Origin of the sequence: Desulfopila sp. IMCC35008 (assembly GCF_010646885.2) — a bacterium.
Lineage (GTDB): Bacteria > Desulfobacterota > Desulfobulbia > Desulfobulbales > Desulfocapsaceae > Desulfopila.
The window spans coordinates 2,831,052-2,849,496 of sequence record NZ_CP050700.1 but is presented as its reverse complement, the minus strand read 5'-3'; the positions used below and the strand labels follow the sequence as shown (position 1 = coordinate 2,849,496).

The 18,445-nt window shown below is 45.4% G+C and carries 21 protein-coding genes and 1 riboswitch; of the genes, 13 read left to right on the top strand and 8 right to left on the bottom strand.

What is annotated here, in order from left to right; translation table 11 throughout:
- Positions 1-279 precede the first annotated feature (279 nt).
- Positions 280-1,149: a LuxR C-terminal-related transcriptional regulator gene (locus GA520_RS12530; RefSeq protein ID WP_163340501.1), complete on the bottom strand. Its 870-nt coding sequence runs from the start codon at positions 1,147-1,149 to the stop codon at positions 280-282.
- A 153-nt stretch (positions 1,150-1,302) separates the two neighbouring features.
- On the opposite strand from GA520_RS12530, the gene GA520_RS12525 reads away from it, so the two are divergent.
- On the top strand, positions 1,303-1,470 hold the full coding sequence (locus GA520_RS12525; RefSeq protein ID WP_167528834.1) for a hypothetical protein: 168 nt from the start codon (positions 1,303-1,305) through the stop codon (positions 1,468-1,470).
- Positions 1,471-1,519: 49 nt separating this feature from the next.
- On the opposite strand, the gene GA520_RS12520 is transcribed toward GA520_RS12525, so the two are convergent.
- Positions 1,520-2,971, bottom strand: coding sequence for an SDR family oxidoreductase (locus GA520_RS12520; protein ID WP_163340500.1), 1,452 nt, complete (start codon positions 2,969-2,971; stop codon positions 1,520-1,522).
- A complete protein-coding gene (locus tag GA520_RS12515) occupies positions 2,964-3,923 on the bottom strand; it encodes a DUF523 and DUF1722 domain-containing protein (protein WP_163340499.1) in 960 nt (319 codons plus the stop codon). The genes GA520_RS12520 and GA520_RS12515 overlap by 8 nt, the downstream gene beginning before the upstream one ends.
- Positions 3,924-4,108: 185 nt before the next feature.
- Between GA520_RS12515 and GA520_RS12510 the strand changes: the two genes are divergently transcribed.
- The 11 genes from GA520_RS12510 (at position 4,109) to GA520_RS12460 (ending at position 13,854) form a co-directional block, all read left to right on the top strand.
- Positions 4,109-5,419 carry a deoxyribodipyrimidine photo-lyase gene (locus GA520_RS12510; protein WP_240910260.1) on the top strand — a complete coding sequence of 437 codons (1,311 nt, stop codon included), beginning with the start codon at positions 4,109-4,111 and terminating at the stop codon, positions 5,417-5,419.
- A gap of 186 nt (positions 5,420-5,605) precedes the next feature.
- Positions 5,606-6,127: a DUF3833 domain-containing protein gene (locus GA520_RS12505; RefSeq protein WP_163340497.1), complete on the top strand. Its 522-nt coding sequence runs from the start codon at positions 5,606-5,608 to the stop codon at positions 6,125-6,127.
- A 20-nt stretch (positions 6,128-6,147) separates the two neighbouring features.
- Positions 6,148-6,693: a chalcone isomerase family protein gene (locus GA520_RS12500; RefSeq protein ID WP_163340496.1), complete on the top strand. Its 546-nt coding sequence runs from the start codon at positions 6,148-6,150 to the stop codon at positions 6,691-6,693.
- A gap of 14 nt (positions 6,694-6,707) precedes the next feature.
- On the top strand, positions 6,708-7,124 hold the full coding sequence (locus GA520_RS12495; protein WP_163340495.1) for a nuclear transport factor 2 family protein: 417 nt from the start codon (positions 6,708-6,710) through the stop codon (positions 7,122-7,124).
- The gene (locus tag GA520_RS12490) at positions 7,121-7,837 is read left to right on the top strand and encodes an SDR family NAD(P)-dependent oxidoreductase (protein ID WP_163340494.1); all 717 of its coding nucleotides are present in this window, start codon (positions 7,121-7,123) and stop codon (positions 7,835-7,837) included. The genes GA520_RS12495 and GA520_RS12490 overlap by 4 nt, the downstream gene beginning before the upstream one ends.
- Complete coding sequence (locus GA520_RS12485) at positions 7,804-9,075, top strand: NAD(P)/FAD-dependent oxidoreductase (RefSeq protein ID WP_240910259.1); 1,272 nt, start codon at positions 7,804-7,806, stop codon at positions 9,073-9,075. Before GA520_RS12490 ends, GA520_RS12485 begins: the two co-directional genes overlap by 34 nt.
- Positions 9,072-9,809, top strand: coding sequence for a DUF1365 domain-containing protein (locus GA520_RS12480; RefSeq protein WP_163340493.1), 738 nt, complete (start codon positions 9,072-9,074; stop codon positions 9,807-9,809). Before GA520_RS12485 ends, GA520_RS12480 begins: the two co-directional genes overlap by 4 nt.
- Positions 9,806-11,047: a cyclopropane-fatty-acyl-phospholipid synthase family protein gene (locus tag GA520_RS12475; protein WP_163340492.1), complete on the top strand. Its 1,242-nt coding sequence runs from the start codon at positions 9,806-9,808 to the stop codon at positions 11,045-11,047. The genes GA520_RS12480 and GA520_RS12475 overlap by 4 nt, the downstream gene beginning before the upstream one ends.
- Positions 11,048-11,057: 10 nt before the next feature.
- The gene (locus GA520_RS12470) at positions 11,058-11,579 is read left to right on the top strand and encodes a DUF2878 domain-containing protein (RefSeq protein WP_163340491.1); all 522 of its coding nucleotides are present in this window, start codon (positions 11,058-11,060) and stop codon (positions 11,577-11,579) included.
- A 20-nt stretch (positions 11,580-11,599) separates the two neighbouring features.
- Entirely contained in the window at positions 11,600-11,986 is a 387-nt protein-coding gene (locus GA520_RS12465) for a pyridoxamine 5'-phosphate oxidase family protein (protein WP_163340490.1), read from the top strand.
- A 386-nt stretch (positions 11,987-12,372) separates the two neighbouring features.
- Positions 12,373-13,854: an IS5 family transposase gene (locus GA520_RS12460; protein ID WP_370362722.1), complete on the top strand. Its 1,482-nt coding sequence runs from the start codon at positions 12,373-12,375 to the stop codon at positions 13,852-13,854.
- Positions 13,855-14,099: 245 nt separating this feature from the next.
- Here the strand turns inward: GA520_RS12460 and GA520_RS12455 are convergent, their stop codons facing one another.
- Together GA520_RS12455 and GA520_RS12450 are read right to left on the bottom strand one after the other, a co-directional pair.
- Complete coding sequence (locus tag GA520_RS12455; RefSeq protein ID WP_163339778.1) at positions 14,100-15,020, bottom strand: HDOD domain-containing protein; 921 nt, start codon at positions 15,018-15,020, stop codon at positions 14,100-14,102.
- A gap of 65 nt (positions 15,021-15,085) precedes the next feature.
- A complete protein-coding gene (locus GA520_RS12450; RefSeq protein WP_163339779.1) occupies positions 15,086-15,412 on the bottom strand; it encodes a hypothetical protein in 327 nt (108 codons plus the stop codon).
- 106 nt (positions 15,413-15,518) lie between these two features.
- Positions 15,519-15,595: riboswitch (cyclic di-GMP riboswitch) on the bottom strand.
- A 207-nt stretch (positions 15,596-15,802) separates the two neighbouring features.
- Here GA520_RS12450 and GA520_RS12445 point away from each other — a divergent pair.
- Positions 15,803-16,018, top strand: a complete 216-nt coding sequence (locus GA520_RS12445) for a hypothetical protein (protein WP_163339780.1) — start codon at positions 15,803-15,805, stop codon at positions 16,016-16,018.
- A gap of 66 nt (positions 16,019-16,084) precedes the next feature.
- Here GA520_RS12445 and GA520_RS12440 read toward each other — a convergent pair whose 3' ends face one another.
- The 3 genes from GA520_RS12440 to GA520_RS12430 form a co-directional block, all read right to left on the bottom strand.
- Positions 16,085-16,669: a hypothetical protein gene (locus GA520_RS12440; protein ID WP_163339781.1), complete on the bottom strand. Its 585-nt coding sequence runs from the start codon at positions 16,667-16,669 to the stop codon at positions 16,085-16,087.
- Positions 16,670-16,682: 13 nt separating this feature from the next.
- Entirely contained in the window at positions 16,683-16,949 is a 267-nt protein-coding gene (locus GA520_RS12435; RefSeq protein ID WP_163339782.1) for a DUF211 domain-containing protein, read from the bottom strand.
- Positions 16,950-17,285: 336 nt separating this feature from the next.
- On the bottom strand, positions 17,286-17,876 hold the full coding sequence (locus tag GA520_RS12430) for a ferredoxin-thioredoxin reductase catalytic domain-containing protein (RefSeq protein ID WP_163339783.1): 591 nt from the start codon (positions 17,874-17,876) through the stop codon (positions 17,286-17,288).
- Positions 17,877-18,445 lie beyond the last annotated feature (569 nt).

Below are 18,445 nucleotides of genomic sequence, written 5' to 3'. Positions count from 1 at the left end.
ACGCCTGGTGAACCAATATCCCTGATCTTCAAGAGTCGTGTGCAGTTTTTTCTCTTTATCTTTAGTGAGTGAAGTCTGTATATTGATAACAACTATGACATCTCCCATCTCTATTGGCTCTTCTTTTTACATCTTGACGAGCTCAGCACGCATGGAAAAGGCGGTAGACTCATCATCAAAATCAACTACAATAAGATTGTTCATGGGGCTCTCCTTTATTAGGTGAAGTGATCGACGAAGGTTGATCCAATGGTAAAGGGATGTCGGAATTGTTGTGCGTTAACCGTCGTTCTCCAATGAAAGCAGGTAGGATCTCAGGTTTTTTGCGCTGTTTGTCAGTCCCAGTTTCTGGCGTAACTTTTTACGATGAAAATCTACACCACTTACCGATATACCAAGCACCTCGGCAATTTCCTTACTTGATCGACCGCTACGTACCATATTGGCCACCTCAATCTCCTGGGGCGTCAACATGGTGTGAACTGTAGTTAAACTACGCAGGAATGGTGAGACAATATCTCGAAGATTCGTGTCGATAACCTCGGTCAATGTCTGTTGTTTCTCAGACAGGCGTCCCTGAAGAAGCTGCTCTACATAGGGGAGGACGAGTCTGTCAACATTGATATAAATTGTCTCCTCAATGCGCTTCTTATCCTCATCCCGCTGCCGCAGGAGTACCCTTAAGGCGATATTGGTCTCTTCCAGCCGTTCTCGCTCACTGCGCAGTTCACTCTCTTTTTTCTCCAGTGCTTCCTGGATTTCCATTATCTGGGTTATGTTTTCATGGGTAACGATAACCTTGTTTCCCTTACCTTCCCTGAAGGGGACAACCCGTACAGCATACCAGCGCCTCTCATGAGGTGCATGACAAGGATAATGGGTCAGAAACTCCGGTAAATCACCAGCCAGGACTTTTCGTATTCCTTCTGCGACATTTTCTGCTTCATTGTCGTCTGAGTCAGTGGTAGACTCTTCACAGACCTTGAGATAATTGACGCCAATACCGTCAACATCCTGCTTCATCCCATTTTCCCTGGCGAACTCCTGCCATGCCCTGTTGGTGTCTATAATCACTCCATTCTCATCAAGAATTGCCACATGAGCAGACAGGGAGTCGACAACAGTTTGATATAAACTGGGGTCTAACATGATATTCTCCTGATAGTAGTTTTAACTACCATTAAACTATAAATCAGAACCCATTGTGTCAATAGGGTTTCAGATTATTGTTACTGTAACAGAATGCAGAAAAGACGTAATAACTGCACCTGAACAATAAAATGAAACCACAGAGGTAATGATATGAAAAGCGGATATGAATCACTCGCATGGCTTAATGATAAAGACGGCAAAGAATATGTGTGTTCACTTGATAATCAAAAGGATAAAAGATCCTTTGATCAGCTGAGCGATGAGGAAAAAGCCAAATGCGCTGACGTTAACCAGATTGTAGGAACAGAAAGGTGGTAACAGCATAAGGAAAAGATCGGATCCCGGGTTGCTTTCGCGACCTGGGATTCTATCCGTTGCCATTACCCTTAACTACGGTACGGGCAAGATCTGTAAACACAAGGTAGTGGAGAGGCAGAACAGAATACCAGTAGAGCCTCCCGAGAAGACCGCGGGGGAGAAAATGAGCGGTCTGAACGAGTTGATTTGGTTGGATGTCAAACTCCAACCATGCCTGGCCGGGAACTTTCATCTGGGCGTAGAGTAAAACCCTTTTTCCCGGTATGAGGTCAACTACTTTCCAGAAATCCAGGGCATCACCTATTCTTAGCTCATCACTCGATCGCCTGCCTCGGTTGAGCCCGTATCCACCTGTAACCTTATCCAGTATACCGCGAATTCTCCACAACACATTGTATTTAAACCAACCGTTCGGACCGCCAAGTGAACAGACCGAGCGATAGATGTCATCCTGTGTTCTGTCCGGACCAAAGGGTACAATCCTTACATCCCGTAATATCGCACCCTCTGGATTGTCAAAGTCCTTAATATCGCAGGCTATTTCAGCACTGCTGTCGCACCAGCGGCTGAGCACCTGGTTTTGCTCAAGTTCAGCCATGGCATCCGAAACAGTCTCTTTAAAAAGTGCCGGTTTTATGTCCGGGTACATTTTTTTGGCATTGTTATTTTGCAGTACCGTTTCGCTTTTTAATCCTTCAACAAGGGCTGAGGCGAGTTTAAATGGGATCGGGGTAAAGAGAATCAGCCAGTATGAAGAGAGGCGAGGTGACAGGACGGGAACCGGGAATAGATATCTTTTGAGTCCCATCATTGCTGCTGCCTGCTGCATCATTTCCTGAAAGCTGAGTTCTTCGCAGCCGATATCAACAATAAGATCACCATCAACAGACAGCTCAATCGATTTTTCCAGGTAGGACAAAACGTCGTTAATGCCAATGGGCTGGGTACGGCTGCGCACCCAGCGAGGGGTTATCATGACCGGCAGTTTTTGGCAGAGATTACGTATAATTTCAAAGCTGGCACTCCCCGAACCTATTATGACTCCTGCTCGGAGCCATATAGTCTGAATCTGATCCGCCTTGGCAGACAATACTTCACCGGTCTCAATACGACTCAAGAGGTGTTCACTTGCACTTTCTTTGACCCCCAGGCCGCCGAGATAGATGATTCGTTTGACCCCGCAAGCGATACACGCTTCCCTGAAATTTTCTGCACTGTCGCGGTCAAGATTCCTATAGTCGGCAGTCGTACCCATGGAGTGGATAAGATAAAAAGCTGTATCAACACCATGAAGAGCCATTTTTAAAGAGGTAATGTCAAAGGTTGAGCCCTCCCTAATGTCGACACGTTCCCTAATCGATGCCTGTAACTTGTTTTGATTTCGCACAAACAACCGGATGTCTACATGAGCACTCTCCAGAAGCCTTTGGGTGAGGCGCCTGCCGATATAACCTGTAGCACCGGTGATCAATACTTTTTGTTTGGGGGGACTCTCAGGCATGGTTTCGTAACCTCAACTCGGTTGGGTGGGGTTGCAGGTAATACTGCTTCTCCAGATACGAGTCATTATATTTCCTCACATAATGATTCAAGAGCGTTACGGGCACAATAAGGGGGACGTGATGTTTACTGTAGCGTTCGATAACTTCCAGCAGTTCCTGCTTCTCATCACTTGATATTTGCTTTTTAAAATATCCCATCATGTGCATCAAAACATTTACATGTTTTTTCACTGTCGGTTTCAAACGCATTGCCGCCATAAGATTCTCCTGGTAGACGGCAAGGAGTGCCTCGCCTTCCATAACTCCTGCTTTTGCGACAATGCGACCAAGTTCCCTGTAGTGCTTTTCACTGTGGGAGCGCAGCAGCATTTTATGTTCGGTGTGGAAGTGCACCAGTTTGTCAGGCGTAAAACCACGTACTATTTCACGCCATCTTCGATAGACAAAGACTGATTCAATAAAATTCTCCCGCAGAACCATATCGTGTAACCTCCCTTCCTCTTCAACCGGGATAAGTGGGAAGCGCTCCTTGAATATCCGTGCAAAAATGCCAACTCCTACAGATCTTGGGACATTGTTGGCATCGTAGACTTTCACGCGCTCCATCCCGGAAGATGGAGACTTACTCTTAAAGATGAAACCACAGAGGTCATTCTCCGCAAGTTTTTCAACACGTGCAGCCGCCCATTCCTGCATTTTTTGTGTGTGATCTATACCTGTTTTACCAGTTATGAGCCGCGGGTTTTCCGGATCACCGACAAGTCGCATGGATTCTCTAGGGATGGGAAGACCGCATTCGACTTCGGGGCAGACCGGGACAAATTCAAAGAACTGCCCCAATGTACCCGTAATGTATCGATCGTGTTTATGGCCACCGTCAAAGCGAACCTCATTGCCAAGCAGACAGGAGCTGACTCCAATGGTTATTTTGCTGATTTCGCCGGTTTTCATGGGTCTCTCTTTTTTTAGGTTATTTATTTTGTAGTATAATGATTAGTATAGCACTGTAGGGAGGCAACACAAGAATACTTGGAATTTAAATTCAGCCTTACCGGAAGATTAGATTAATCCATATGTATCGACGCAATACAGATATCTACAGGAGAGGACGACAGCTGCGATCAGGGAAGTCTGGCATGGGGCCGGTAGTATATTGGATGTCAAGAGACCAGCGGGTGAGTGACAACTGGGCTCTGCTTTACGCGCAGCAGGAAGCAATAGTTCATAAAAGAACGCTTTTGGTCGTATATTGTTGCCCCCCTGATTTTGTTGGAATTACGAGTCAACAGCTCCACTTCATGGTAGAGGGGCTACGTTCGGTCGCGACGCATCTACATAAAATTGGGATAGGCTGGATCTTTGTACAGGAGTTGCCTGACATTTTTTTGCCGAACTTGGTCCGTGAGGTCGATGCCCACAGTCTGGTGTGCGACTTCACTCCTCTTCGAATCCATAAGGAATGGAATACGAGCATTATACAACAACTTACTGTTCCTTTTAGAGAGGTGGACAGTCATAATATTATCCCCGCCTGGGTTACATCCGCCAAAAAAGAGTATGCTGCCTATACAATACGGCCCAAAATAAAAAGATTGCTTGGCGAGTACCTGACAGATATTCCTGCAGTATCTGCTCATCCGTTCCCATGCACAGACCCCTTTTTCGGAGGGCACGAGATGTGGACGGTTCCTGATTTTCCGGGGTTTCATAGCCCGGCAATTCTCCCCTTTACTTCCGGGCCAGACCAGGCACTTGCTGCTGCCCGGAACTTTGTTGACTATAGGCTTCAAAACTACGGGACAAACAGAAATGACCCCTGCCAGAATGGGCAATCCGGTCTGTCGCCTTATCTTCACTTTGGTCAACTCTCTGCCCAGCGATTAGCCAGTATGGTGCTGACAGCAGGTTGGCCGGAAGAAACTACCGAACCTTTTCTGGAAGAATTAATAGTCAGGCGGGAACTCTCAGATAATTTCTGTTTCTATGAAGATAAATACGATGGTGTAGAGGGGTTCTCGAACTGGGCCCAGAAAACCCTCAGGGAACACTGGCACGATACAAGGGAATTTATCTATACACTTGCTCAGTTTGAAGCGGGTGAAACTCATGAAGAGCTATGGAATAGCTGTCAGCGCGATCTCGTCTATAGTGGCAAACTGCACGGATTCCTCCGTATGTACTGGGCAAAGAAGATACTTGAGTGGAGTCCGGATCCGGAAACTGCCCTTTCTTTTGCCATAGCGCTTAATGACAAATACTCGCTGGACGGTCACGATCCAAACGGATACACAGGTGTTGCCTGGTCCATAGGGGGAGTGCATGACAGGGCCTGGGGGGAGCGACCAGTTTTCGGTAAAATCAGATATATGAATGAAGCGGGGTGTCGCAGGAAGTTTGATGTCGATTCGTATATTACCAAGGTAGCTCAACTGACTGGCATTAAATAATTGTCATTTTACAATAAGCATTCAGTTCAATATTGAGGCGTACCTCTTCTCCAACCAAAGTCAAAAGCGGCATTATGGTAGTTGTCGCTACCAATATCCTACTCATTCGTTCTTGTTGCTCGATGGGGCATGGTCCTTATTTTCTTAATTATGGAGAGAAGTACTACACAAAAGGAGAGGATTGTGATGAAATACATACTCATATCTATTTTGTTTATCTTTATTAATGGTTGCTCAGCAGTAGACATCCAACAATACCGGGAAAACAACCCTCAACTCAGCCTGTTTGACTATTTTAAAGGGCAGACCAATGGGTACGGAATTGTTCAGGATAGAAAGGGCAGGCTGACACGTCAATTTACGGTGGATATAACAGGAACTCTAGAGGCTGATGGCACTCTTCAACTTCTTGAGAAGTTTGACTGGAGCGATGGAGAGAAAACAACCAGGACCTGGAAAATCAGTAAAAACGGCGAACACTTTTTTACGGGAACAGCAGGAGATGCTGTCAAACCCGCTACCGGAACAGCATATGGGAATGTGTTGAATTGGCAGTATCAGCTGAATCTGGAAGTGGATGACAGGACCTGGAAGATTACCTTTGATGACTGGATGTTTCTGGTGACGGAACAGGTACTCATCAACAGGGCAAAAATGAAAAAGTTTGGTTTGACGGTTGGAGAAGTGACAATTGTTTTTAATAAATAGCCAGGTAAACGGTGCATAGTATGCGACTCAAAAAGATCATCTTTATACTACTCTTTATTCTATTTTCTGCGACAGCTCATAGTGAACCAGTAGAGAGCATGACACTGCATGGAGCAGGGGAAGCCTATTACCTCAAATTCATAAAGGTCTATGATGCGGCACTTTATACTCGACATCCTGCAAGTGCAGAGCAGATTCAGAGAGGTGAGGTCTCAAAGTGCCTCCTGCTGCAATATGATGTCTCCCTGAAACAGCAGGATTTTGTCAAGGCGGCAAATACTGTTCTCGGTCGCCAGTTTGCGACAGAACAGCTGGAAATGGTTCGCACCGAACTCAGGCAACTGCACGATAGCTATATCGATGTACAAGATGGGGATCAATATAGTCTCTGTTACGACAGCCAGGAAAAACGTACCACTCTTTCGCACAATAATAAGGAACTTGTCAGGATATATTCTGAAAAATTCGCTGAAATCTATTTTAGTATCTGGCTTGGGGAGAACTCTCCTCTGGACGACACCTTAAGGGACAATCTCCTTGCCCGTAATGAAGGTACCGGTAGGTAAAGGAAGGAGTTTCAATGGAACAATTCCTAAAAGTATACCAGGAGCTTACTGCTGAGAACCTTCATTTGCTGAAGGATATATACAGTACTGACGTACGTTTTATCGATCCTGCTCATGAGATTAATGGCCTCAGCCAGCTTACCGAATACTTTGCGGAGCTCTATCAGAACGTGGAAAGTATAGAATTTACCTTCCACGATGTCCTGCAGCACGATGAGTCCTGCTATCTGCAATGGGTAATGAGCTTTCGCCATAAAAGTCTTGCGGGAGGAAAAACTATTCATGTGCCGGGAACAACCTATCTCCGGTTAAACACTGACCGGAAAATATGCCATCATCGGGACTACTTTGATCTGGGAATGATGCTCTATGAACACCTGCCGCTCCTCGGGCGGTTGCTTATCCGTATTAAAAGGAGGCTTGGAAAATGAACATTCTCATTACCGGAGCAACCTCAGGAATTGGTCAACAGCTGGCGCTTGATTATCAGGCACAGGGGCAGCAGGTATGGGCCGTAGGGCGGAATCCGGAGGCGCTTCAGGAACTGCAGATTAAGGGACTGCATACAGGTCAGCTTGACTTGACGCAGAGAGAGCAGAGCCTTGAGTGGTTTGCAACTTTACCCCAACTGGATCTGGCAATACTCAATGCCGGAAACTGTGAATACATAAATCTCCCGGAGTTTGACAGCAGTTCGGTTCAGAGGGTTATGCGGGCAAACGTCGAGTCCCTGGCGATATCTATTGAAGGGGTTCTGCCGCCTTTGAGAAATAGTGAGAACAGGCAGCTGGCCATTGTGGGTAGTTCAGCAGCCTACCTTCCCTTACCGAGAGCTGAAGCCTACGGCGCGTCAAAAGCAGCGGTGGCCTACCTGGCAAAAACTCTCAGGATTGACCTTATGAAAGAGGGTATCGATGTAAGCCTTATCTGCCCTGGTTTTGTCAAAACCCCACTTACTGACCTCAATGATTTCGATATGCCGTTTAGAATTACTGCCGAAGAGGCGAGCAAAGCTATTCAGGATGGAATCAGAAAAAGAAAGGCAGAGATTCATTTCCCTAAAAAGTTCACGCTGATGTTGAAGCTTTTCTCATGGCTGCCTGACCCGTTATGGACGCGACTCGCTCAAAAAATGGTGAGATGATGGAACGACAAAAAATTGCCATAATCGGCAGCGGTATATCTGGACTCACCTGTGCCCACCACCTTGCGCCAAACCATGATCTGATAGTATTTGAAGCCGAAGATTATGTCGGTGGACATACCCATACAGTGCAGGTGGAAAAAGAAGGTGAGATATCTGATATCGATACTGGGTTTATCGTCTTCAACGATCGGACGTATCCGGAATTCATGAAAATGATGGAAAGCCTGGGCGTTCAGTACCAACCCACAGAAATGAGCTTTTCTGTTCGCAATGATGCCATTGATCTCGAATATAACGGGAATACCCTCAATACCCTTTTTGCTCAGAGACGTAACATAATTCGTCCTGATTTTCTTGTCATGGTGCGGGACATCGTTCGTTTTAATAGAGAGGTGAGGCGTGCGGCTGATAATGAATCACTGACCATAGGGGATTTTCTTCAAGGTAGTAAATACGGTTCTCTCTTCAAGGAAAACTATCTGTTGCCGATGATTTCTGCGATCTGGTCCATGGGGCTTGATAGTTGTAAAGACTTTCCGTTACAGTTCTTCGTTCGATTTTTTGACAACCACGGTTTGCTCAATATTGTCAACAGGCCTCAATGGTTTACTATTATCGGCGGTTCGTCCAGTTATATAGATCCTCTTACTGCTCCGTTCAGAAACAGTATACACTGCAGTACGCCGGTTGTCCGTGTCGAAAGACATGATGATTCGGTGGATGTCGTTACCGGGGCCGGTATTCAGAGTTTTGATCAGGTCGTGTTTGCCTGTCACGGGAACCAGGCGCTAGCCTTGCTGGCCGACCCGACAAATGGTGAAAAAGACATATTAGGTAAATTTAGCACCTCCAGCAACTCTGTCGTTCTCCACACGGATACCTCTTGCCTGCCCCGCAGATCGCTTGGCTGGGCAAGCTGGAACTACAACATGGTAGATAGCGCCAAAGAGCAGACGACACTCACCTACAACATGAATATTCTCCAGCGATTAACAAAAAAGCATACGTACCTGGTAACCCTGAACCAGGAGATCGCCAAAGAATATGTTCTTCAGGAGTTTACCTATCATCATCCCATCTTTTCTCTTGATGCGATTAACGCCCAGGCCAACTGGGAGAAAATATCCGGTAAGAACAGGAGCCACTACTGCGGGGCCTATTGGTTTAACGGCTTTCATGAGGACGGCGTGAAAAGCGGTCTGCGGGTTAAAAAGGCCATAGAGGAGGTGTCATGAAACCTGCACTCTATATAGGCACCATCGCTCATAGAAGAAGAATACCAGTGGACCATACGTTCCAATATCCTTTTTTCATGTGGTTTCTCAACCTGGATGAACTCGATCAGGTACCTGAGCTTGGTAAATGGTTCTCCCAAAAACGTTGGGCGCTGAGCCGATTTAACCGGTCTGACTATTATGGGGATCCGAGTGTTCCACTCGCTGATGCGATAAGGACGCGAATGGAAGAGCTCACCGGGGAACCCGTGAAGGGCCAGGTGTGCGGTCTTATGAATATGCGAACACTTGGGGTCTACTTTAGTCCGGTAAACTTTTATTACGGCTATGACGAAAGGGGTACCTTTAGCCATTTCCTAGCAGAAGTGTCTAATATACCCTGGAACGAACGTCATCAGTACAGCAGCTATGTTGGTAACGGTGAACTGTCACCTCATCACCCGAAAGAATTCCACGTTTCCCCATTCAATTCGCAAGACCAGCATTACAGCTGGCAACTGAGGGAGCCCGGCCCTGAAGTCTCTGTGCAACTTCAAGTGAGCGATGAAAGGGGACACATCTTTACAGCCATGCTCGGTCTTACCAGGCATCCGTTCAGCCTTGAGGTGGTGCGAGCAAGACTCATGAGAAAACCGGCCATGACTTTGTCCATTGTAGCAGGTATCTACTGGCAGGCATTTAATCTGTTTAGAAAAGGTGTTCCTTACGTCCCCTATAAGAAGGAGATGATATGAATGGCATAACCAACACTTCCACTTGTGACGCCAGATCCACTAAAAGAAGTTTTTCTACCAGTTGGCTGACACGGCTATTGTATAACATGCTCGAAAATCTCTCCTATGGTCAGCTGATCATTCAGGACGGGGAAAATGTACGGACTTTTGGGAATAACAGCTCGCTTCGAGCCCACGTTACCATTAACGACAGTCGGGCGTACCGTAAGATTCTCCTTGGCGGGTCGATCGGTGCAGGAGAGGCGTATATCAACAAGCTGTGGGATGTGGACAATCTCACCGGCCTCGTCCGTATCATGGTTCTCAACATGTCGCTTCTTGACCGAATGGAAAAAGGGCTTGCCTGGGTGAACCGTCCTTTTGACCTTATCAGGCACCTGCTTAACTTCAACGACAAGAATGGCTCAAAGCGTAACATTCTGGCGCACTACGATTTAGGTAATGATATGTACAGGGCTTTTCTTGATCCTTCCATGATGTATTCCTCCGGAATTTATCCAAGCAAAGAGAGTACCCTTGGTGAGGCTCAACACAACAAACTTGATGTCATCTGTAAAAAACTCAACCTTAAACCGACGGATAAGGTGGTGGAGATTGGTTCTGGCTGGGGTGGGTTTGCCATACATGCTGCTCAAAATTATGGCTGCCAGGTGACGACAACAACAATATCGGATGCACAATATGCAGAAGCACGGCAGCGTATTGATGCGCATGGCCTTACAGATAAGATAACGCTCCTGCAAAAAGATTACAGGGAGCTGACCGGGAAGTATGACAAGCTTGTCAGCATCGAAATGATTGAGGCTGTAGGGCATAAGTATTTACCGGATTTTTTCAGGAAATGTGAAAAGTTGCTCAAACCGGAAGGGAAAATGCTTATTCAGGCAATAACAATTGCAGATCAAAAGTACGCACAATATGCGCGTTCTGTTGACTTCATCCAGCGCTATATCTTTCCTGGAGGCTGCATACCATCAAATGCCAGAATGGTGCAGCTGATCGCTGATAAAACGGACATGGTCGTTCGTCAGATCAATGACTTCGGGCCGGATTATGCCCGTACCATACAAGATTGGCGTCATCGTTTTAACAACAGCTATGAGTACCTTTCGAAAAAGGGATACGATGAAACCTTTAAAAGGCTCTGGGAGTTCTACCTCTGCTATTGCGAGGGGGGCTTTATTGAACGATCCATCAGCGTTGTCCATTTGGTGGCAACACGGCCCGGTTATCGTTAAGGATACGAAAATGAAACTTGTGATAAATGCCCTTGTATATCAGGCTGTATGGTTTCTTGCTATTCTCTGGGGAAATACAGGGGCTCTGTTTGGCTGTATACTTATATTGATTCTTCTCGCGACTTCTGAGCAGAAAATCGCTGATATCAGAATGATTGGCTTTTTGATATTTCTGGGCCTGCTTGTGGATGGTACTTTGCAGCAGGTAGGATTCTTCTCGTTCAGCAACCCTGGTTTGCCCATTCCATTCTGGCTACTTGTTATCTGGGTAGGGTTGGCAATGACAATACACCATAGCCTTTCATGGCTTAAGCATAACCTGCCGCTGGCAGCTATTTTTGGAGGTCTGGGCGGTCCGGCGGCATACTGGGCAGGAACACGTTTGGGAGCTGCCTCGTTTAACTGGTCACTATCTGTCTCTTTATGTATTCTTGCCGTGATTTGGGCTCTCCTGTTTCCAATAATAGTTTTTTACGGTAGAAAGGTGCATCCTGTTAAGATGTATGATGAAACACCCCTAATTAAAACCTGATATTTCGAAAAGGAGTTAAGATGAACTTACACGATTATTTTACAGATAAATCCGGATTTGGTGTTATTTCAACATCCAACAAAGAGGGAGAAGTAAACAGCGCTGTATATGCCAAACCCCACGTTATAGACAGTAAAACTGTTGCTTTTATCATGCGTGACAGGCTCACCCATAAAAACGTGCTCGAAAATCCTCATGCGAATTATATGTTTATCGAACATGATCATGGTTTTCATGGGGTTCGGTTGAGCTTGACTCTGCTGGAAGAGAGCCAGGATCAGGAACGGATCAATTCCTTGTCAAGACGCCCTTCCAGTAATGACAGCGGGGAGGGAGAAAGATTTCTTGTAACTTTTACCGTGAATAAAGTGTTGATGCTTGTCGGTGGAGAAGAAGTGCCGTTCTAGTAGTTTTTGCTATTATTTTACCTCTATTTGGCCCTTATTGAAATCGAGATGGACATCCTTATATTGTAAGGTAAGAAAGCAATGAAGCAGCAGAGAAAAACGTTAAATGATGAAATCTTGCTGTGAAATAGCTGATTGCAACGAAATGTTCTACTCACTATAGATGGAGGATGTTATGAAGGGTCAAGTTATCTCGAAAGAATTTAATAGAATGGTATGGGTACGCGATAATCAGGGTGCAGAATATGCCTGCTCTATCGATCAAGACCGAAAGGTAAATAGATTCTCCTTAGAAATAGATAACCGACTGTAATTGCAAGCATACCTTCCTTGTATCTGGTATAATATGTAGAAGTTCAACGACATATACCTCAAAAGGCTTGCACATGATTCGATATACGAGCAGTAAGCAACTCAGTTTGGATGGATTCAGCCTCCCCTTTGGTGGTTCGCTGAATCCGCAAAACCGGTGGGTGAAATGGAGCGAAGTTATCCCATGGGATGACCTGGCTACATGCTATTACAAGACTATGAATCCGGGAAAGGGGCGACCTGGTAAAGATGCGCGACTGGTGATAGGGGCAATGATCATCAAACATAAGCTGACTCTGAGTGACGAGGAGACGGTTATGCAGATCCAGGAAAACCCGTACCTCCAGTACTTTGTAGGCTTCAGCAGTTATGTGGATAAGCCACCGTTTGCGGCCAGCTTGTTTGTAGATATCCGAAAACGGATGGGGTCTGAAGTGTTTGCCGGATTTGAACAAGTTATCCTCGAAAAGATAGGTAAGCCCCGTCGTACAGGAAAAGCGAAAGAGGAAAATCGAGGGAAACTGCTTCTCGATGCCACAGTTGCGGAGCAGGCGATTCGTTACCCGACCGATCTGAGCTTACTCAATGAGGCTCGCGAGATTTCCGAGAAGCTGATCGATGAACTGTATGCTCTGAGTGACTACACTAAGAAGCCGAGGACCTATCGCCGTAAAGCGAGAAAACAGTATCTGAAGATTGCCAAAAACAAAAAGCCAAGCGTGAAGGTTCGCCGTCGCGCGCTGCGTGAGCAATTGCAGTACCTGAGGCGAAACTTAAAGCACATATCGTCCCTGCTTGACTCTTTGGGAAGCGCTCCTTTTCCCTTACCGCATGGCCTGCAACGGCAATACTGGATCATTCAGCATTTGTATTCGCAGCAGGACGGAATGTACAGAAACCGGCAAAACAGGTGTGATGACAGAATCGTATCCATATCTCAACCCCATGTTCGTCCGATAGTGCGCGGCAAGGCAAGCAAGAAAACTGAATTCGGCGCCAAGATCAGTGTCAGTATGAAAGACGGCCTGGCGTTTGTTGACCATATCGGTTGGGATGCGTTCAATGAGAGTAAGGATTTGAAAAAGCAGGTGGAGGATTATCGACAGCGGTTTGGTCATTACCCAGAGGTTGTTCTGGCTGATCAGTTATATGGCTCGCGAGATAACCGAAAGTACCTCAAGGAAAAAGGAATTCGCTTTGGCGGTAAAGCACTTGGCCGTCCCCCAAAGCAATCGGCAGAGAATACAGAAAAGATTCGAAAAATGAAGCAACAGCGAATCCAGGACAGTCGGGAACGAATCCCGATTGAAGGTAAGTTCGGGCAAGGTAAAAACGGCTACCGACTCAACTATATCCGAGCCAAGCTGCAAAAGACCTCAGAAGCATGGATCAACTGTATCTTCTTGGTGATGAACCTCATGGTTCTGCTCAAGAAGTTGAGTAAAAATCTTGCGCTATCGTTGTTGGCTCTACTTTTCAGACTCTGTACCAAGGTTTTAGCTGTTGCTTTCGGCAATTTCTCCATGCGGATCACTGCCGGGCTCGTTGCCGCGTAATATGGACGGTGTTTTTCTGAGGAGGCTCTAAATAACAAAGAAGATCTCTCAAAAAATGAACAAAAAAGCTGCATGAACCTTAATGTTGTTCTGGGTGACAGCTGGTAGCAGGTTGTTTTTGATATTGAAACTGAGAACAGCAAAACCCCCTGCCGAAAGGCAGGGGGTTTTGCCATTTTATAATGGTCCACATAAGACAAGGCGGCTTTTTTTGATGAAATATACTGGCTAAGTGTGTTTCCCACTCAGCCAGTATAAGTGTAGCAATCACTGGTTTGAATCGCTAACATTTCGCCATGTTCATGCCAACTATTGACTATCGCTTGAAAGGTCTCCGTAAAGAGACCCATATCGATTTTATATTTTTCAGCTGTATCGACAACTACCTCGAGAATTTCAAATAATGGTTCATTACTTTGACACATTTTTGCTATATTACTGGCAATATTCAGTAAGACTGCAAGTCGTTGTGTTTGCCCGCTTCCCAGGGCCAGGTTATCATAATCTTCATGAAAACCTGCAGCGAGGGCATAATTGGCAGGCATGCCCCAACTCAAAAACAGTTCGGTGGTGAGTTCGGCACTGTCAATACCAAACATTTTCAACTCCTCCGAGTTCATCGGAGTATTAGGAGGTTGGTCAATAAGTATACGCCCATACTCTTTGGGGAAGATAGTTGCCAATGATAACTTGCCGATATGAGAGAGAAGACCGCAGACATAGAGTTCGTCAGGATTAAACTCTTTGTTGAGTTTCGCAATTTCAAAAGCGGCCAAAGCCTGAGCTAGGCTGGTTTTCCAAAAAAGGGGATAATCAAAGTTTTTACAGGAACCTGCCTTGTTATTGGTTAGCATAGAAAATCCCAATAACAGGTTTACCACGTTTTTTATGCCCAACCTTACAGTCGCATTATGGACTGATGCAACCTGTACACCTGTTGACATCAATGAGGAGTTCGCATATTTAATAAGTTCCGCTGAGAGAGCAGGGTCAGCTTGAATCAGATCTGCAATGTCATTTAAAGAAGAGCTGTCACTGTTGCATAGTTTCATTAACTCAAGGACAGTGCTTGACGGTGATGGAAGTGTAAAGTCAGAGCTTAGTTGAATAAATGCTTCTTTTCGTGCTAATTCGCGTTTTTCCAGTTCTTCACTTTTAACGTTCAATTTTTATCTCCACAAACTGGTATTAAATAGTTGAGTCAACATATGGACACAATGAGGAATAAGCTTTAGGGGTTGAAACGAACAATTTGATTCTCATAATGTGCTCCAAAGTCGATAATATCCTTTTTTCCTTTATAGCAATTGCAGAAATACCCGTCTGTAATGGGTGAGGCAAGTCTGTTTCTGGTACTGATAATCAGACAAAGACTTCCACCATCTGTGTTTGGTAGTAGGAAATCGGTAAAAATGTTACCAGGAAGGTTATACTCAAGGGTCTTTGCTGCCGGTAAACCGGCTCGGGCAGTATGAAGCTGCAAACCTCTGGATTGCATCGTGTGAGGTGAAAATTTGAGAATTTCCCCGTTATTATCTTCAACCAGCGCCTTTTTCATCAGCCATCCTCCCCAATAAGAACATAGAGGGTGTCTGAGCAAATGTAAAAGGCCTTCCTCGATATGAAAAGACGGGCGACAATTAATGATCAAACAACCCTACCTTATCTGCAACCCGGCTACCTGTTTTGCAGGTCCGTGGCTTTGCGTCCTCAAGTCACCTTGAGTTTGCCTTTGCAAGATAGTTTATGTATTTAAGATTACCATCTACAGGTATCGTTGTCAAAAAGTGATGGACCAGAAGCGCTCAGGAACTAAAATTCCCAAAGATTTATGACTCGTTGATACATAAAAGAGGCCGTAACGTCATACCGCCCTGGTTGATGGTGCAAGTCGTTTGCAAATTTACTGGTCCTATTGTCTTGCCACGTTCCAGACCGCATCACAGTTATGAAGGGCGGGGTTATCCAGCAGGTTGACAGACCGATGAATCTTTACCGTTATCCCCGGAATCGATTCATAGCAACCTTTATTGGTTCTCCGGCTATGAATATGTTGCCGGTAAAAGTATTTGAAAAGCCAGGGGTGCTTGTCCTGAAATGCGAAAACGGCCTGAAGTTAAGGCTTTCTCCGAAAGAGGCTGAGACAATCAGTGTCTTACGATAGAGGCCAGGATTCTGCTCGTTGTTGGGACCGATAACTTGGTAGGGCGTACAATTGCTGCTGTTGCCTTTACCAGGTGAAGAGGTATGAGGCAGATAGGATTAAGCCGACGGTAACTACCATGATGAGCAAGGTATACCCACCGGATATTAGCCAGAAAGTGTCACTAATTTTCCCAAGAAAAATGCCAAGGGTGAACATGCACAGGCCACCGGTGAAGATAGCCACCAGAAAAGGGGAAATGGGCAGGGCATATCCTGCCTTGGCGAGTAAGAGTGGTGATATGATCACAATTGAGATAAGTAAAGGAGAAAGACCGTTAACGAGTGCTACGAGCATTGGAAGGTACCTGCTGGCACGGCCATAATCACTGCCATGAAGGTCTGTCAACAGCGCCTGTTCGAGGTCGTGCAGCTCTTTTTCCCGCTCAGCCTTCTCACTGAGATAAGCGCTGGTGACACCGCTCATGAACAAGGCGATGGCCGCTCCCATACAAGCTCCTAGGGCAATAGACAGGTCCTGCATGCCGGTTGCATAGAAGCATGTCAGCATTCCCAGTGTGGTTAGAGCACCATCAAAGCCATTGGTGATGGAATAGCGGCGAAAAATATTTCTGGCACGCATGATATGTAGAAGAAAGCGATCTTTATGCATGAGAGGACATTGCTCATTTTGGAGACGATCCGTGCACTTCGACCTCATCGATACTGTGAATGGATGCTCCCAACTGCTCGATGGTGCTTTTGATATCATCAAAGCAGAGGTTGTTGCCTTCTATTGTGACGATTGTGCTTTCCGTAACTCTATCCACTTCGGTGACCGTTGTTGTAACCCGGTAGTCATCTCCAAGAGCGGCAAGTGCAGTTGAGAAGTCAAGTGCATTTGGTTTGTGCGGCTTGAGTACATCAAGAATAAGCTTTCGGGTCGTGGGCATCGGCTCTTTGAGTTACATTGTTCGATATCTATACAAGATATACCTGGTCTGGGAGACGATAGAGAAAATCATCTGCATTGTATCCGTCACTGTTCCAAGGTGAATGGTGACGTGACGGGTGTACTGTAACGCAATACCTGTTACTTAGAGCTTGTTTTTGTTGCTCTCGTTACATGATAGGTTAAAAAGGTTACCGAGTGCAAGGTCAAGTACTACAAAACCCATCGCTCACACCGGTCCGGGTGATGTGCCGAGTTTTCCCTTATTTATAGTTATTCCGGTTCCATAGGTTGAAATATCCACGGGTGTATGAGAGTCCTGCATTGATTTTACATTTCATTCATCGTCGTAAAGATTAGCAGGTCGTCTTTCAGGCACCTCCCGGCGTTCAATCTTGCCGGTGTACCATTCTGCCGAAACATAAAGCGAACAGAAGCAGCTGCCATATTCTATAATATCGGGTTTACGATAAACACAGGGACAGATGATGTCGCGGTCATCATCCCGTGTTCCGGAGGCGAGTCGACAGGGACAAGCCATATAGCCGTAACGTTTTTTATTTATAAGAAGACTGCGAAGCAGCTCGTAGGTCTTTTCTTTATTACCGTTTAAGTAATATCCTTTGGGTTCATTACTTTTCTTGAGCATGTCGAAAAGGTCGTCGACTTCTGTCCGGATGCCAATTGTTTCTTTTATCTCCTGCACTTTATAACCGACGATGACCTCATCATCGACTACGACAGTAGGGAAGGAGCATTTCGGGTTAACCTTTTTCAACTCTTTTATGGCCTTTTTCTTCTCCTCTTTCGAGAGCTCATCAGCCTGGATGCATTGGAAGGAGATTTCCAGGTCGTCAAACATTTTTTTGATAGCCTGGCAAAAAATGCATGTGCTTAAACTATAGAGGGTGATGTTTTTGTGAATCATGGTGCACTCTACCGCCGGTTGGGAGGTTATGATGGTTGTTTAAATTCACGATGGGCAGGATCAGTCCGTTATTAGAATTAAAAATCATAACTGTTTTTTCCGCAAGCTGTTTAAGGGAAAACCTATATTCATATTATTGTGAGAAAATAATGTCATTTTGTAATCAGCTGGAGAATCTTGCAGGGATCATAGATGAAGATACAAGCTGTAGAAACCCACACTTAATCTGAAATATTATGATTCAAACGATAAACTTAACCGGACAACCCTAACTAAAGATTGTTATGGAAGAAGGTCAGGTTTCAGGATTCTAGATTAATGTTAGGTTTTGAGAAAGGTCGAATTTCTTAGATACAAGAAGCACCTAAAGCTAGAGGGAAAGGCTGAACTGCTCACCTTCGCTTTGGCAATGTTAAGTTCAAGGCTCTGTTGCTCAAATTACCTTGTCTTTGGTAAGGTACAGTCTGCAGTTGCTCTATTTTTGAACTATTCCAGATGAATAGGCATGTCTGCCTTCACAGTAGATCTTTAAATAATGAGTAACTATCGAGAATCAAAAGCTACATCCA